At 45.2% G+C, this 15,430-nt stretch carries 21 protein-coding genes and 1 riboswitch; of the genes, 4 read left to right on the forward strand and 17 right to left on the reverse strand.

From position 1 onward, the window contains the following. Positions 1-5: 5 nt before the first annotated feature. On the reverse strand, positions 6-1,076 hold the full coding sequence (locus KFV11_RS09880; RefSeq protein ID WP_254249838.1) for a D-alanine--D-alanine ligase: 1,071 nt from the start codon (positions 1,074-1,076) through the stop codon (positions 6-8). 135 nt (positions 1,077-1,211) lie between these two features. On the opposite strand from KFV11_RS09880, the gene KFV11_RS09885 reads away from it, so the two are divergent. Further along, the gene (locus tag KFV11_RS09885; protein WP_149459124.1) at positions 1,212-2,387 is read left to right on the forward strand and encodes an FtsW/RodA/SpoVE family cell cycle protein; all 1,176 of its coding nucleotides are present in this window, start codon (positions 1,212-1,214) and stop codon (positions 2,385-2,387) included. A 41-nt stretch (positions 2,388-2,428) separates the two neighbouring features. Here KFV11_RS09885 and KFV11_RS09890 read toward each other — a convergent pair whose 3' ends face one another. Beyond that, entirely contained in the window at positions 2,429-2,563 is a 135-nt protein-coding gene (locus KFV11_RS09890) for an Lmo0850 family protein (RefSeq protein ID WP_254249839.1), read from the reverse strand. Between the two features lie 196 nt (positions 2,564-2,759). Between KFV11_RS09890 and cls the strand changes: the two genes are divergently transcribed. After that, the gene (cls, locus tag KFV11_RS09895) at positions 2,760-4,235 is read left to right on the forward strand and encodes a cardiolipin synthase (protein ID WP_149459125.1); all 1,476 of its coding nucleotides are present in this window, start codon (positions 2,760-2,762) and stop codon (positions 4,233-4,235) included. On the opposite strand, the gene KFV11_RS11715 is transcribed toward cls, so the two are convergent. After that, positions 4,232-4,354 carry a hypothetical protein gene (locus KFV11_RS11715; protein WP_302054840.1) on the reverse strand — a complete coding sequence of 41 codons (123 nt, stop codon included), beginning with the start codon at positions 4,352-4,354 and terminating at the stop codon, positions 4,232-4,234. The two genes, cls and KFV11_RS11715, sit on opposite strands and share 4 nt — an antisense overlap. A 104-nt stretch (positions 4,355-4,458) precedes the next feature. On the opposite strand from KFV11_RS11715, the gene KFV11_RS09900 reads away from it, so the two are divergent. Then, positions 4,459-5,085, forward strand: coding sequence for an HD domain-containing protein (locus tag KFV11_RS09900; RefSeq protein ID WP_149459126.1), 627 nt, complete (start codon positions 4,459-4,461; stop codon positions 5,083-5,085). A gap of 50 nt (positions 5,086-5,135) precedes the next feature. On the opposite strand, the gene KFV11_RS09905 is transcribed toward KFV11_RS09900, so the two are convergent. The 9 genes from KFV11_RS09905 to KFV11_RS09950 form a co-directional block, all read right to left on the reverse strand. Continuing rightward, positions 5,136-5,684 (reverse strand): divalent metal cation transporter, encoded by a 549-nt coding sequence (locus tag KFV11_RS09905; RefSeq protein WP_367305165.1) that lies wholly within the window; start codon positions 5,682-5,684, stop codon positions 5,136-5,138. Between the two features lie 17 nt (positions 5,685-5,701). Then, positions 5,702-6,556: a membrane protein insertase YidC gene (gene yidC, locus KFV11_RS09910; protein WP_149459128.1), complete on the reverse strand. Its 855-nt coding sequence runs from the start codon at positions 6,554-6,556 to the stop codon at positions 5,702-5,704. A gap of 82 nt (positions 6,557-6,638) precedes the next feature. Then, positions 6,639-7,280: a thiamine phosphate synthase gene (gene thiE / locus KFV11_RS09915; RefSeq protein ID WP_254249840.1), complete on the reverse strand. Its 642-nt coding sequence runs from the start codon at positions 7,278-7,280 to the stop codon at positions 6,639-6,641. Beyond that, the gene (gene thiM, locus KFV11_RS09920) at positions 7,281-8,066 is read right to left on the reverse strand and encodes a hydroxyethylthiazole kinase (protein WP_246143135.1); all 786 of its coding nucleotides are present in this window, start codon (positions 8,064-8,066) and stop codon (positions 7,281-7,283) included. Beyond that, positions 8,066-8,860 carry a bifunctional hydroxymethylpyrimidine kinase/phosphomethylpyrimidine kinase gene (gene thiD / locus KFV11_RS09925; protein WP_254249841.1) on the reverse strand — a complete coding sequence of 265 codons (795 nt, stop codon included), beginning with the start codon at positions 8,858-8,860 and terminating at the stop codon, positions 8,066-8,068. Before thiD ends, thiM begins: the two co-directional genes overlap by 1 nt. Then, positions 8,826-9,524, reverse strand: coding sequence for a thiaminase II (gene tenA, locus KFV11_RS09930; protein ID WP_254249842.1), 699 nt, complete (start codon positions 9,522-9,524; stop codon positions 8,826-8,828). The genes thiD and tenA overlap by 35 nt, the downstream gene beginning before the upstream one ends. 49 nt (positions 9,525-9,573) lie before the next feature. Next, positions 9,574-9,671, reverse strand: a riboswitch (TPP riboswitch). An 88-nt stretch (positions 9,672-9,759) separates the two neighbouring features. Then, complete coding sequence (locus KFV11_RS11720; protein WP_302054841.1) at positions 9,760-10,629, reverse strand: LysM peptidoglycan-binding domain-containing protein; 870 nt, start codon at positions 10,627-10,629, stop codon at positions 9,760-9,762. A gap of 330 nt (positions 10,630-10,959) precedes the next feature. Next, a complete protein-coding gene (locus KFV11_RS09945) occupies positions 10,960-11,205 on the reverse strand; it encodes a hypothetical protein (RefSeq protein ID WP_149459134.1) in 246 nt (81 codons plus the stop codon). 186 nt (positions 11,206-11,391) lie between these two features. Further along, on the reverse strand, positions 11,392-12,012 hold the full coding sequence (locus tag KFV11_RS09950; RefSeq protein ID WP_149459135.1) for a single-stranded DNA-binding protein: 621 nt from the start codon (positions 12,010-12,012) through the stop codon (positions 11,392-11,394). Between the two features lie 215 nt (positions 12,013-12,227). On the opposite strand from KFV11_RS09950, the gene KFV11_RS09955 reads away from it, so the two are divergent. Continuing rightward, positions 12,228-12,656, forward strand: a complete 429-nt coding sequence (locus KFV11_RS09955) for a YwpF-like family protein (RefSeq protein ID WP_149459136.1) — start codon at positions 12,228-12,230, stop codon at positions 12,654-12,656. A 42-nt stretch (positions 12,657-12,698) separates the two neighbouring features. Here the strand turns inward: KFV11_RS09955 and fabZ are convergent, their stop codons facing one another. From fabZ to KFV11_RS09980, 5 genes are all read right to left on the reverse strand, one after another. Continuing rightward, positions 12,699-13,139 carry a 3-hydroxyacyl-ACP dehydratase FabZ gene (gene fabZ, locus KFV11_RS09960; protein WP_149459137.1) on the reverse strand — a complete coding sequence of 147 codons (441 nt, stop codon included), beginning with the start codon at positions 13,137-13,139 and terminating at the stop codon, positions 12,699-12,701. Further along, complete coding sequence (locus KFV11_RS09965) at positions 13,140-13,331, reverse strand: DNA-directed RNA polymerase subunit beta (RefSeq protein WP_211359996.1); 192 nt, start codon at positions 13,329-13,331, stop codon at positions 13,140-13,142. It abuts the gene before it with no gap. A gap of 5 nt (positions 13,332-13,336) precedes the next feature. Further along, positions 13,337-14,620: a UDP-N-acetylglucosamine 1-carboxyvinyltransferase gene (murA, locus tag KFV11_RS09970; protein ID WP_254249843.1), complete on the reverse strand. Its 1,284-nt coding sequence runs from the start codon at positions 14,618-14,620 to the stop codon at positions 13,337-13,339. 97 nt (positions 14,621-14,717) lie between these two features. After that, positions 14,718-14,945 (reverse strand): DUF1146 family protein, encoded by a 228-nt coding sequence (locus KFV11_RS09975; protein WP_149459139.1) that lies wholly within the window; start codon positions 14,943-14,945, stop codon positions 14,718-14,720. 57 nt (positions 14,946-15,002) lie between these two features. Then, the gene (locus KFV11_RS09980) at positions 15,003-15,410 is read right to left on the reverse strand and encodes a F0F1 ATP synthase subunit epsilon (RefSeq protein ID WP_254249844.1); all 408 of its coding nucleotides are present in this window, start codon (positions 15,408-15,410) and stop codon (positions 15,003-15,005) included. Positions 15,411-15,430 lie beyond the last annotated feature (20 nt).

Here is a 15,430-nt window from a genome sequence, read left to right on the forward strand (position 1 = left end):
GTCAATCAGTCCATTTTATACTTTATTTTTTTCTTGTCAGCGTAGCGCTCTTTTGACAGTTCAATCAGACGTGTGATGAGTTCACTGTAAGATACACCCATGTTCTGCCAGAGCAGCGGGTACATGCTGAACTTCGTGAAGCCCGGCATCGCATTCGTCTCATTAATATAGATTGTATGATCTTCAGTCACAAAGAAGTCCGCCCGTACAAGACCTGAACAGTCCGTCGCCTTGAATGCTTCTACTGCCATATTGCGGAGTGTCTCTGCGACTTCTGACGGAATATCAGCAGGAATCTGAAGCTTCACGTTGCCGTCTTTATACTTCGCTTTGTAATCATAGAAGCTGACGTCTTTAACGACTTCACCCGGCAATGTTGTTTCCGGATTGTCGTTGCCAAGTACCGCTACTTCTATCTCCCGGGCTTCAATTCCTTGTTCCACCACTAATTTGCGGTCAAACTGCAGCGCTTCTTCAATTCCTTTGATGAGCTCTTCTTTATTAGTACATTTGGAGATGCCGACCGATGAACCGAGGTTTGCCGGCTTAACAAATACCGGGTACTGAAGTTTCGTATTGACCAGCTCGATAATATTACTGCGGTATTTTTCAAATTCACTGCGGAGAAAGCTGACATAAGGCAGCTGCGGCAGTCCACGGTTGGCAAACAGCTGTTTCATGACAAGCTTATCCATTGAACTTGATGCGGATAGCACACCGTTACCGACATAAGGTAAGTCCAGCACTTCGAACAATCCTTGAATCGTTCCGTCTTCACCGTTCGGCCCATGCAGCAGCGGGAAGATGGTATCATAAGTGCCGCCGTTCACTGCCTGCCGCAGTAAATGCGTAATAGGTGCATCATCGCTCTTCGTCAGACGGAGCACTTCAGCATCTTCTATCGGCCCGCTGATCGGCTGACCTTTGATCCACTCGCCATCGTTAGTGATATAAATGATATCGATTGCATATTTTTCTTTATCCATCGCGTTGATCACTGATTGCGCTGTTAATATAGAAACATCATGTTCGGCGCTTTTGCCGCCATAAACGATACAAATATTTTCTTTAGTCATAATCTTCCTCCAACATGTTAATATAGTAATACTATCACGATAAAACCTGTGTTGCATTATTTTATCACAACTGCATTTTAAACTTCAGGTCTCATAAGGTATAATATAACTATTATCTACAGTAAGGAGCTATTCATGGTCTTATCACGCAAACATTTCCGGCTCGACAAAGTAGACTGGTGGCTGATTGTTCTGCTGATGCTGTTCGCAGCGGTCAGCCTGACAATCATCACATCTGCTATGGCAGGTCAGCAATACGAGACAAATTTTGCCAAACGTCAAGTGCTGTATTATGCGCTCGGCTTCATTATCGCACTCACGCTCATGTTCATCAGTCCAAAAACATTGCGGAAATTCGTCTGGCCGGTTTATTTCCTTGTGAACTTCGCACTGCTTGGACTTTATGTGCTGCCCGACTCCTCCTTCACACCGATCATCAATGGTGCGAAGAGCTGGTACAGGCTCGGTCCAATCAGTCTGCAGCCGTCAGAGTTCATGAAAATCACTTTGATGCTGGCACTTGCGAATGTCATTTACCGGCATAACCGCTTCACATTCAACAAGACGCTGCAGACAGATGTTATGCTGCTCGTTAAAATATTCATCACGGCGCTGCTGCCGATGGGACTGATCCTGCTGCAGAATGACTTAGGAACGACTCTCGTGCTGCTCTCCATCATTCTCGGTACAGTCATCGTGTCAGGCGTCAGCTGGCGCATTCTTGCACCGTTCCTCATCGGAGTCGCGGCTATCGGCACAACATTGATACTCGGCATTATTTACCGGCCATCATGGATTGAAAAAGTACTCGGCATTCAGACTTATCAGCTCGGCCGGATCAACTCATGGCTTGACCCCGGCGCTTACAGCGAAGGTGACGGCTTCCACTTAGTAGAATCCATGAAGGCTATCGGTTCCGGCGGCTTGTTCGGCAAAGGATTTAAAAACGGCGAAGTCTATATTCCTGAAAATCATACGGACTTCATTTTCTCTGTCATCGGTGAAGAATTCGGGTTTATCGGTGCGATCATCGTACTCGTCCTGTTTCTTGCACTGTTCATTCACTTGATCAGACTTGCCCAGCATGCGGATCATCCTTTCAGTGCACTATTTCTGATCGGCTTCCTGAGTATGCTTGTCTTCCACGTCTTCCAGAACATTGGTATGACGATCCAGCTTGTTCCGATCACCGGCATTCCACTGCCCTTCATCAGTTACGGCGGCAGCGCGCTCTGGGCTCAGATGTGCGGCATCGGCATCGCCCTCAGCATCTTCTATCATCATTCAAACCAATCAATAAAAGACCGATGACATGTCATCGGTCTTTTATTGATTATTATGTTTAATAAATGTTATTTCAGTTTAGCAGGTGCGACGTGCGGCAGCGTCCGCATCACTTCAAGGCGCGATTTTGTTTTAGAAATATTGACACCGAGCGTGGATAAGAGATTCACAACGTTCTTCATTTTGTCCTGTGTATTCGGCATAACAATCTCTCCTGTCTCTTTAATAATTATATTCTACCCAAATTATTCAGCATTATCCATAGGGCCATGGACCTATTTGTGTAAAGTTTTCGAAAAATTTATATGCATCATGTAAATCGCCTGAACTTCATGCTCAAACAGTCATAAATATCGGATGTCATGTATAATAAACAGTAATCAAAAGGAGGCCGTGACTATGCTTGATTTTCTTTCGAGGGAACTCCCTCAGATTTTCTCTACGCTGCTGTTTATCGCCTTTATCTTCAATATATTCCTGGCCTTCATTCTCATCTTTCTGGAGCGGAGAGCCGCCGCCTCTACATGGGCCTGGCTGCTCGTCCTGTTCTTCCTGCCGATTTTAGGGTTTATACTGTACTTGCTGTTCGGCCGGCAGATTCAGCGCCAGACATTGTTCAGGCTGGACGAAGAAGATAAGATTGGTCTTGAGACAGTCATTAATGAACAGCTCGTGGCGCTCGACAACAATTTGCTGCGTGAACCGACGGCGGAAATCAATAAACATAAAGACATGATCCGCATGATGCTGATGAACCAGCCGGCATTTTTAACGACTGACAACAAAGTCGAAGTGTTCACGGACGGCCGCAAAAAATTCGACCGGCTGATTGCCGATATATTGAATGCGACCGATCATATTCATATTCAGTATTACATTTTCAAAAAAGACGGTATCGGCAAAGAGATCATCGACGCCCTCGAGCAGAAGCTTGAAGAAGGCATCGAAGTCAGAATGCTCTATGATGATATGGGTTCGAGAACGCTGACGTTATCAAAGTTCAAAGACTTTAAAAAGCTCGGCGGTCATGTCGAAGCGTTCTTCCCGTCCATACTGCCGCTCATCAACTTCCGCCTGAATAACCGGAACCATAGGAAAATCGTCGTTATCGACGGCCGTATCGGCTACGTCGGTGGGTTCAACGTCGGCGATGAATATTTGGGACTGAACAAACGCTTCGGCTACTGGCGTGACACACATCTTCGTCTAGAGGGCGATGCGGTCAATGCGCTGCAGCTGAGATTCATGCTCGACTGGAACTCGCAGTCCAACCGTCATCGGATGATACACGAACCACAGTACTTCCCTGACGTGCAGAGCGGCGGCGGTGTCGGCATCCAGATTGCCTCAAGTGGACCAGATGACCAGTGGCAGCAGATTAAATACGGTTACTTGAAGATGATCGGTGATGCCAAGAAATCCATCTACATACAAACGCCTTACTTCATCCCGGATACGTCGTTTCTCGATTCACTGAAAGTAGCTGCGTTATCAGGAGTTGCCGTCAATGTAATGATTCCTAATAAGCCGGATCATCCATTCGTCTACTGGGCGACTTATTCGAATGTCGGTGAACTGCTGAAAACAGGAGCGAAAGTATTCATTTACGAGAACGGGTTCCTTCATGCCAAAACTATTGTGATAGATGATGAAATTGCAAGTGTGGGAACAGCAAACATGGATGTAAGAAGCTTTGATTTGAACTTCGAGGTCAATGCCTTCATCTATGACCGTGAGCTTGCGGTGAAAGTGAGAAAGACATTTGAGGAAGATATAAAAGTATCAAGTGAGCTGACTGAAGAAATCTACAGCCAGCGCACACCATGGATAAAAATAAAAGAAGCAGTCGCACGCCTGATATCACCGATTCTTTAAATATGAAAAAACATGAAATCACAGGCAATATTCAAGAAGAATACAGTGTGAAGTGCCAGAAAACCGAAAGCTGCCATCTTTTGCAGATGTGTCAGTTTGTAAGTATAAGTAGTTTCCATGATTATCACTCCTAATTGTTTTAATATTCAGATATTTAAAGTAAACACATTATACTACGTTAAACTTATAAAGTAAACTGAAGCGGAAAGGAAAAACTAACGCAATGCAACCTATCATAACAGCGGCAGAATTATTTGTAATGAATGTACACTCCGGGGATTCATCAGGTCACGATTACAGCCATATTGAGCGGGTCAGAAAAATGGCACTGCTCATCGGCCGGGAAGAGCAGGCAGACTTGTTCATCGTCGAGATGGCAGCGCTGCTTCATGACACGGTCGACGATAAGCTTGTAGAACCAGCACGTGCATGGCAGCAGCTGGAGCAGTTCTTTGACAGCGTCCAGCTCGCTGCTGACAAGCGGGCAGCGATTACCCATATTTTACAATATATCAGCTTTAAAGGCGGCAAAAACGCCGGTAAACTCCGTTCCTTGGAAGGAAAAGTAGTTCAGGACGCCGACCGGCTCGATGCGCTCGGCGCGATCGGCATCGCCCGGACATTCATGTATGCTGGTGCATTCGGCGATGTGATGTATGACCCTGACCGCGCGCCGAGAGATTTAGCAACAGCAGATTACCGGGCGCAGTCGACTGCCATCAATCACTTCTACGAGAAGCTCTTCACATTGAAAGAGCTGATGAACACTACTAGAGGCCGGCAGCTTGCCGAAGAGCGGACCGCATACATGGAGGCGTTTGTCGACCGCTTCAAGCAGGAATGGCATTAAAATAACGCAAACAAAAACGGAAATCCTATGACAGGATTTCCGTTTTTTAATTATGAATTCCACAGCTGTCCTAACCCCTGCAGTGACATGTAACCTGCAAAGATAGTGACGATAACTGCAAGTATGCCGAAGACGAGCATCCACTTCGGGTGTTTATAATCGCCGACGATTGATTTCTTCTGTGAAGCGATCAAAATCGCCGTCAATGTGACCGGTAAAATCAGACCATTGAATGCGCCTGCTAAAATCAATAGTTTGACCGGTTTACCGATTAAGACGAAGACGAGAGTAGAAAAGACAATAAAGACGATGATGACAATATTATTGTACTTCTCAAAGAAAGGATGGAAGCTTCTCAGGAATGAAGCACTCGTGTATGCTGCACCAATAACAGATGTCAGTGCGGCTGCCAGCAGAACAAGGCCGAAGATTTTCGGGCCGATATCGCTGAGCGCGAACTGGAAGGCTGATGCCAGCGGATTTGCGGGATCCAGCTTAACACCCGTTGCGACAACACCAAGAACTGCCAGAAAGTGGAACTTGCTGAAATAGTTATAAGTCCTTAGTTTTATATGAAAAAAACGGATGCCCGCGGGCATCCGTTAAGTAATCACTATTATTTTCTTTTCTTTTTCTTCGGTGCAACTGTCGTGTTTTTAGCAGCGGCCGCCTGATTCTGTGCATGTGCCTCTACTAACGGCTTCATATCTTCATGAACTTTCTTCTTGTAGAATTTGTTGCCAAGCCATGTCTGGAAGACAAGGAACAATCCACCGACTGCCCAGTATAACGGCAGGGCAGCTGGTGAGATAAATGACATCCACACAATCATGATTGGTGAGATGAACATCATCATACGCATCTGTGCTTTCTGCTCATCAGGAATGTTCTGCATAGAAACATAAGCCTGCAGCGCATAGACAAGACCCGCAATAATCGTCATGATAATATCTGGTTTTGTCAGATGGAACCATAAGAAGTTCGGATATTCAGTAATCCCGCCTGTTGACGGATATTTCAGCACATAGAACAACCCTGTAACGATCGGCAGCTGAATAAGCAGCGGCAGACAGCCCATGTTCAACGGATTGATGTTGTTTTCTTTGTATAACGCCATCATCTCCTGGTTAGCTGCCATCTTCTCTTCCTGCGTGCGCGCGTGTTTCACTCTTTCCTGGATTGCTTTCAGCTGCGGCTGAATCAAGTTCATCTTCTCTTTCATGACGCTCTGGTTTTTGTATGTTTTCATCATGAACGGGAACAATGCCAGACGGACAATCAATGTAATCGCGATAATCGCAAGGCCGTAGTTATGGCCCATATTAGCACCTAACCAGTGAATTAGATGGTCAAGCGGACGTACAAATGTATCATAGAAAAAGCCGTTTCGGTTGGATTCCTTGGAGTAGTCACACCCGGCCAGAAAAATCATAACACCGAACAATAATGGCAATATTGCCTTTTTCTTCATTTCTTCACCTCATAGTATTCTTTCACATAGAGGTTATTTTACCATATTTTTAACTTGTATTAAACTATTCCTTTAATGATTATCAGTTTTTCTGATAATAATGAAGATAAGCTTTCACATCTTGTTCAATATTGCTGCTGCGAGCAATTGACGAAATTGTAGAGACACCGTCTGCCCCTGCTTTTAAAATCGGTTCACAGTTCTTATTCGTAACGCCGCCGATCGCTACAATCGGGATATCTTCATCGTACAGCCTCATTTTGCGGATCAGTTCGATACCGCCGGGTTTCTTTGCATCACTCTTTGAGCTCGTCTCGTACACTGGACCGACACCGATATAATCAACGTGCGTAAGGTCAGACCGGTCATATTCCTGGAAATCGCTCACAGACAGACCGATAATCTTATCCGGAAAATAATTGATGATTTCCTTGATGTCCTGGTCGTCCTGACCGAGATGGACGCCGTCCGCAGCAATCCGGACCGCGAGTTCCCAGTCGTCATTCACAATAAAAGGTACTTGATGATGCAGACATAGTTCTTTCAGCTTCAGTGCCATCGCTAATTTAGCGTCGCCGGTCAATGCACTATCGCCTTTTTCTCTGAACTGAAACATCGTGATACCTGCTGTAAGTGCTTCTTTGAGTACCTGTTCAATATTGCCGCCCGGAACATCCGTCGTTCCGCAAATAAAATAAAGCTGCAGCATCCGTCGCTCAAACATTTAATCCACTTCTTCCGCTCGCATATTCTCTGCTATCTCACTTTCTCCTGTCTCCTGCAGCATATCCAGCAGGTTAATTTGAAAATGCCCGGGCAGAGTCCCATTATCACGCTGCGCCGCGCGTTCAGCGGCGATATTATAAAAGCTTACTGCTTCTGTCAGCATAGACAATGTCGGTTTGACTTCATTATATATAAAAGCACTGACGATTGCTCCTAATAAGCAGCCGCCGCCTGTCACTTTCGTCAGCATCGGCGTGCCGTTAGCGAGCTTCATCACTGTCCCGTCGACATAGACAGCATCAATCGCTCCTGTCACAACGACCGCCGTATTAAAATACTCGCCCGCTGCTCTGGCAACAACTGCTGTATTAAGCGACGTATCACTGTCCGTTCCTTTCATCGCCACTTCCGCGGACAGACTTTGCAGTTCAGATGCATTGCCGCGTATGACACTGATATGATATTGGCGCAGCAGCTTCAGACAGAATTCCTTCCGAAAGTTTGTCGCGCCGCATGCCACTGGATCCAGCACGACCGGTACATGATGCTTGTTCGCTGCCTGTATTGCTGTTTCAATGGACGGCATCACTGCAGTCGACAATGTCCCGATATTAATCAGCACTGCACCACAGTGTTCGATCAGCTCTTCAAGTTCCGCTTCATCAATCGCCATGATCGGGCTTGCGCCGAGTGCCAGCAGTCCGTTCGCCGTGAAGTTCTTGACGACATCATTTGTGATGCATAGGACAAGTGGTGCATGTTCTCTTACTTCATTGATTCTCATCATACATCCTCCAGTGGATAGCTGAAATGATTGACCGGTCCATTACCACGGCCAAGTTTCGGCGTATTTATTATTGCGCTTGTAATATAAGCTTTCGCTGTCCGGACGCTGTCTTCAATCGTGCGCCCTTTAGCAAGTTCTGCTGTGATGACAGCGCCGAATGTACAGCCGGTGCCGTGCGTATGATGCGTCGGCGTCCGCTGTGCTGTCAGTTCGATGCAGCCCGCTTTCGTAAATAAGTAATCTGTGGCGTCACCTTCCATATGACCGCCTTTAATGACGACCGACTGCGCACCGATTTCATTGACGAACATTTTGCCGGCCTTATCGATATCTTCTTTCGTTTCGATGGTCATCTGAAGAATACGTTCAAGTTCCGGTAAGTTTGGTGTCGCGACCGTCGCAAGGTCCAGCAGCTTATAGCGCACGGCCGTTTTACCCGCTTCATCGAGCAGGTCGTCACCGCTTTTAGCGACCATCACCGGATCGATGACGTAAGGGATACGATGTTTCAAAATGTACGGTCTGACGACATCCATGACATCGCTTGATGCCAGCATGCCGGTCTTCACCGCATCCGGCACGATATCGCTGTAGACACTGTTCAGCTGCGCTTCAACGACTTCAAGCGGCTGATCGAATACTTGCTGCACACCTGTTGTGTTCTGCGCGACGATACTTGTCACGACGCTCATACCGTATACGCCGCGCGACTGAAATACTTTAAGGTCGACGGTCGTTCCGGCGCCGCCCGTCGGATCAGTTCCCGCTATTGATAGTGCTGTTTTCAGCATGGAATATCCACTCCTCCTGCGTTGCCGCCATATTGAAGAAGCGTCGCTCATGCACACAGCTTTCCAGAAAATTACGGCGTAATATATCGCGTTCATATTCAGTCGCCTGTTCAGCGAAATTATTGACCCAGCGGTCCAGATGATTCATGAGTTCATCCATGTTGACCGTATAGAAATCAACCCACGGCTTCAGCGGATTACCTGTTAAGTCATGACGCGCTGCTATTTTCAGCGCCAGCTGCTGGTAGACATATGGACATGGCGCCATGGCGCATATCGTGAAGCTCGCATCATCATAGCGGAAGGCATTGTAATACATATGTTTAATATAGTGGTCGCTTGACGGATACCACTCACCGTCTTTAATAATAACGTCGTAATCTTCTCCGACATAATCAGCCATTGTCTGATGAGCCGCAATTTCACCATTCAGCACAAAGTCAATCTGACCGAGCAGGAAGTTGATGCCTTCACGGTCGTTAAGCTTAGCAATCAGCAGGCTGTAAATTTTAGCGAATTCGTTTAAATACAAGTGATCCGCCTTCAAATAATGACGGATAGCATCTTTATTAATATCGCCTCTAATAATCCCTTGAATAAAATCGTCGTTATAAATCGCTTCAATAATCGGGTCTGCCTGCTTCTTCAGTTCATCTGTAAACATTAAATATCCTCCTTAAAATTAAAAAAACCTATTTTCCGCAGAAAAAGGCCTCATAAGAAGGACGCTTTCCTACGCTAGTATTATCTAGATCAGGTAAAAGGGTTTGACGAAGTCATCTCAGCCGTTACGGCACCCCCAGCAGTCAATAGGTTATTTGATTAGTTCAAGGATAGCGGACATAAGCGTAAAAAGCAAATAAAAAAAGCCATCCGTGAAGGATGACTTTGAGTGATGCCTATAAGCGGGCACCGCATACCGGCCATGGCTGAGAACCACGTTGGCTGTAAAGAATTTGTGCACGTTTAGTCTGCTCAGCTGCTGATGCTTGTGACGGAAGACCTGAGCCGCCTACTGAACGCCAAGTTCGTACATCGAACTGGTATAAACCGTGGTAAGTGCCTGATGCATCTACTACGTTCGCTCTGCCGCCTGATTCACAAGCTGCCATTGCTGCCCAGTTTAAGCCGCTGCCTGAAGCTGCTGTTTGTGTTGTTGCAGTAGTTGTTTGTGTTGATTGAGTTGTTTGTGTTGATTGAGTTGTTTGTGTAGTTTGTTGAACAGGTGCCTGCTGTACTGGTGCCTGTTGTACTGGTGCCTGTTGTACTGGTGCCTGCTGTACTGGTGCCTGCTGTACTGGTGCCTGCTGTACTGGTGCTTTATATTCTACTTGAGGTGCTGTGTATACTCTTTTAGGAGCTGTTGGAGCTGCTTGAACGACTGCTGGTGCTGCTTGAGCTGAACCTGCAACGTTTAATGATTTACCAGCGATGATTAAATCAGATGATAAATTGTTCCATGCTTTTAATTGAGCAACAGTCACGTTGAATTTAGCAGCGATTTTTCCTAGTGTATCGCCGTAAACAATTTTATATGTCGTTGTAGCTGTATGATTTGATTCTTCATTAACTTTTAACACTTGGTTAGGTAAGATAAGATTTGATCTTAATCCGTTTTCAGCTTTAATAGCGTCTACTGATGTACCGTAGTTTTTAGAGATACTCCATAACGTATCACCAGATTGAACTGTGTGTTCAGCTGCATCTGCAGTTGCAGCGAAAGATCCTGAAACAGCTACTGCTGTTGTAACGGCTAATAATTTTTTCATAATTTGTTTTTCCTCCTAGGCATTTAATACTCTGCTAATAATATAACAGATAATAATATTTCATAGGTTACAGACAAATAAAAGATACGGGTCTTTATTACAGCAGCATTACAAATAGAAATATTTTACTTTTTTCATTTAAAATAGTTTTAAAACGCTTTAGAGTCATGAATTAAACACTATTTTTGCATAAAATTATCAAATTCAATGTTATCTTTCTGTAATGTTACAGGAAAAAAGTACCAATCTAAAGATTAATACTTGTTGTCATCTCCTGGTTATTTAGCAATAGAATGGACAATCGATGGCAGCTCATACAATCGTCAGCTTTTATTTGGCGCTCTGCTGGAACGCTTCTGTTTTCATCAATAAGCCGTCCACTGATTCATCACAATGGATGACAGCCGATTTCTCTCGGTAGGCTTTTTTCATGTTTGTTATCGTTGTATCATATTTGTCAGCGATCACCCATAATGACTGGCTGTGTTCATGGTTGTTCATTTCAGCTTCTGCCTGAGTCATTGTAATGATGCTGGAGATTACAACGGCCGCAGCAACGACTGCTATCTTTCTCATCATGCTCCTCCGCCTTTAGTATTATATGACTAATACTTTATCACGTAATAGAAATGCTATGGTTACAGCCATATGATAAGTTATAGTTTTAAATTACGTAAATATTACAGAATGATATCAATATAAATACCCCTCCAGACAGCACGACTGAAGAGGTAGTTGTGGGTGTGAGTAATGAAAGTGCGGTTAAGCAGTAACAGGTTCTTGAGAAGATGATTCTTGTTGCTGCTCTGAATGAGCTTCGTCGCCGATAGCATCCAGCTGCTCCATGAACTTCCTGCTCTCCTCTTCACTGATCACAGCATGTGTCTCAGCTTTTACAGGTTCAGTGTTAAGCGGCTCTGACTGTTCACTGATGAACTGCTTGACGATTGATTCTTTGGCTATCATAATGGCATGAGTCTTTTCAGCGTCTGACAGTTCATCCCATATTTCATCAGGTGTCTGCGGGAGTATATCGCCGGTTTTAATGACACCGAAGTTCGGCAGGAATTTAATATTCTCGACGACTATTTCTGTAAAGTACTGCGGTTTCTCTTCTCCGGCCTTCTGATATTTGTTGCTGTGGATCTGCCCTGTAATACAGACCGTCGAACCTTTTTTGCAGTACTGCATAATATTTGAAGCTGTTTTATTGAATGCCTTGCAATGCAGAAAATCGACGGTCTGTGCATTTTCGTCTTTTGGTTTATAGCCGCGTTCAATTGCCAGCGGAAATGTCACACATACAGTGCCGGTTTTTGAGCCGGATTGATTGGACTTCGGCACATTGGCCAGCCGACCTACAAGAACGACTTTGTTTATCATAAGTCACCTCCCTTCTACAACAAATATAATAGGAAGATTTTATTTTGAACAATTGCAGAAATTGATGAAATGACTGAAAAAACATGCAGATTCTGATGAAATTACAACATTTCTTCATAATCTGCAGCCAAACACTGTAATTTCAGAAAAAACGCATGTTATGATAGTTTTGACTAATAACAGGGGTATTCTATAATGAACGTGGAGGGATGGAAATGAAGACATTTAAAGCAGTGCGTTTCCAAATAGTCGAGGACGAAGCGACTAATGAATATATATTATATGATGGTATTATTATTAACAAGGAAAACAGCGGCACCGGCTGGCTGCTCGAAATATTAATCGATGATATTCATCTGGAGAAGATGGAGGACTATCAGAAATCCGCCACCTTGCTCGATACACGCGTGGTCATTACAAGAACATCCAATGACCCCGCCTTGTTTGAAGCGACGATTCAGAATATTAAACAGCTGCAGGATAAAATATCCGTTATCTTTGAATGTCATATTTACACGCCCCGGCAGGCCTATGCAGAACAGCTGCTCGAACAGCTGGTCGAAGACGGCTTAAGCGGCAGCGAACTGATCACGGTCTTCAACCGGATGATGGTCTCCAAACCAAAGCTAAAAGAAAAAGAATAGTCGAACGCCACAAAAAAAAGGAATGGATTTAATCCATTCCTTTTATTGATTGTCAGAAATCGCAAAAGTGATTTCACAGCTGCACGCGACTTCGCCGTTCACTGTAGCTTTTGCTGTTCCTTTGCCGATCGGCCCTTTAATTTTCACGATCTCCACTTCAAGTAATAATGTATCACCTGGTGTGACCTGCTTTTTGAAGCGGCATTTATCAATGCCTGCAAATAATGCAAGCTTCCCTTGATTCTCTTCCATACGCAGCATGGCAACTGCGCCGACCTGCGCTAATGCTTCGACAATCAATACGCCGGGCATCACTGCATAGTCCGGAAAATGACCTTGGAAAAACGGTTCGTTGCCGCTGACCTGCTTCAGGCCGACGCAGCGTTTGCCATCTTCCAGTTCGACGATGCGATCAATCAGCAGGAAAGGATAGCGGTGCGGTATCACTTTCTTGATTTCATCAAATGTCATAATCGTTTCCATTTAAGCAGCTCCTGTCAATTTCAAAATATGGGTCCATGTCCCCGGATTTAATACTTCAATCGGTGAATGTAAAATACCATAGCCGACCATCAGACCGACTAAAAATAAAAGCAGCGATAAAATAATGACAATCAATAGTACTGTCATTAACGGGAGTTTACGATGGATGAATTCCATTCTATTAGTCTGCATAGCAACTACCTCACTTCTGCTCGTTCTTTGCGATCTCCTGTCCGTTCAATATCAGCACCTAATGCTTTCAGCTTGCCATGGAAATTCACATAACCACGGTCCAGGTGTGATAATTCTGTGACGCGTGTATAGCCTTCTGCAGCAAGTCCTGCCAGGACAAGTGATGCAGATGCACGCAGATCTGTAGATTTAACTGCAGCACCGTGAAGATTCTGCTTCTGCACAAGGGCAGTGCGGTTATTCACTTTAATGCTGCCGTTCATCTTGATGAACTCATCCACATGCATGAATCTGTTCTCGAACACTGTCTCTGTCATGTGACTTGCTGTGTCCGCCGTCAGCATAAGCGCCATCATCTGCGCCTGCATGTCTGTCGGGAAGCCTGGATGAGGCATTGTCTTCACTTCTACGCCTGTCAATGCTTCCGGTGCAGAGACACGAATGCCGTTATCCTGAACAGTCAGCTGCACACCCATCTCTTCAAGCTTCGACAAAAGAGAAGACATATGGTCAGCACGGGCACCTTCAACAAACACATCACCGCGTGTGATCGCTGCTGCGATAATGAAAGTCCCCGCTTCTATCCGGTCAGCAATAATGGTATGCTCTGCCCCGTGAAGCGCTGCTACGCCGTTCACTGTAATGCGGTCTGCCCCCGCTCCAGTGACATCTGCGCCCATCGCATTCAAGTAATCCGCAAGTGCGACAATTTCAGGTTCTTTCGCCACATTATCCATGACGGTTGTGCCGTCAGCAAGCACTGCTGCCATTAAAATGTTCTGGGTGGCGCCGACGCTCGGAAAATCAAGATAAATATTCGCACCTTTCAGCCGGCCGTCCACTGTTCCTACTAAGTAGCCGTTATCCTGAACGATATTCGCACCAAGTGCGGTCAATCCTTTTAAGTGCTGTTCAATCGGACGTGAACCGATTGCACAGCCGCCCGGCATAGCGACTTTTGCCTTGCCGAGACGCGCAAGCAGCGGCCCCATCACTAAAATACTCGCACGCATTTTGCTGACATATTCATAGGCTGCTATATGATTGAGCTCACCTGCTGCATCCACGACATATGTATTGTTACTTTGTGCTGTGACATCGATGTTTAATCCTGCAAGTACATGGCTGATTGTTGCTACATCTGATAACGCTGGGACATTGTGAAATGTACTGACACCGGTAGAACCGAGTATTGATGCTGTTAAAATAGGGAGCACCGCATTTTTAGCACCATCAACTTTAACAGTACCTGTGAGTCTTCTGCCACCTCTTACTAAAATTGTATCCATCCAAAGTATCCTCCAAAACCTATATATACATTATATATACTATAACAGAAGCAGCGATGCCGTCAGTAAAAAAACCTCATAATTATTGAAAATATTTTTACATCCACGTCAGCTGCTGTGAAAAATAGATGATATCCATGATGAAATTGCTGACTAGACTGCCGAGCGCAAAGCTCATTAAAATCAGCAGCACTTGAATCTGACTCGTATGGTTCGCTTTAAACCACTGGTCCGTCCGCAGTGACTGCAGCGCCCAGAAGCTGACGCATACGCAGATGACGTGCACGATAATATGGATGAGTGCGTATATTCCGACATCCTGCATGACTCCCCCTCCTTCTCCAAATAAAAAAGATAGGACATAATATGTCCTATCTATGACTTAGCGGAATTTTGCGACATCCAGTCGATTCATTGCACGGTGCAATGCTTTTTCAGCACGGTGGTAATCAATGTTCTCCTGCTTATCTGACGCAAGACGTTCCTCCGCACGGCTTAACGAAGCTTTCGCACGTTCAATGTCAATCGCGTCAGCCTGCTCGGCAGACTGCACAAGAACAGAGACGCCTGTCGGTCTGATTTCTGCGAATCCTTCAGATACCGCTACATGAAGCTGCTTGCCTGCGATTGTCGTCCGCACTTCGCCGATCTTCAAGGGTGCAACAGTTGGAATATGTCCGGCCATGACACCCATTTCACCTGTTTCAGTTTGTAGTACAATCAGTTCAGCCTGATTAGTAGAATAAACTGAGCCATTAGGAGTGACTATATTTAACGCAAGTGTGTTCATATTTCGTTCCTCCTAAGTAG

It is taken from the genome of Macrococcus equipercicus, from assembly GCF_024205945.1.
Lineage (GTDB): Bacteria > Bacillota > Bacilli > Staphylococcales > Staphylococcaceae > Macrococcus > Macrococcus equipercicus.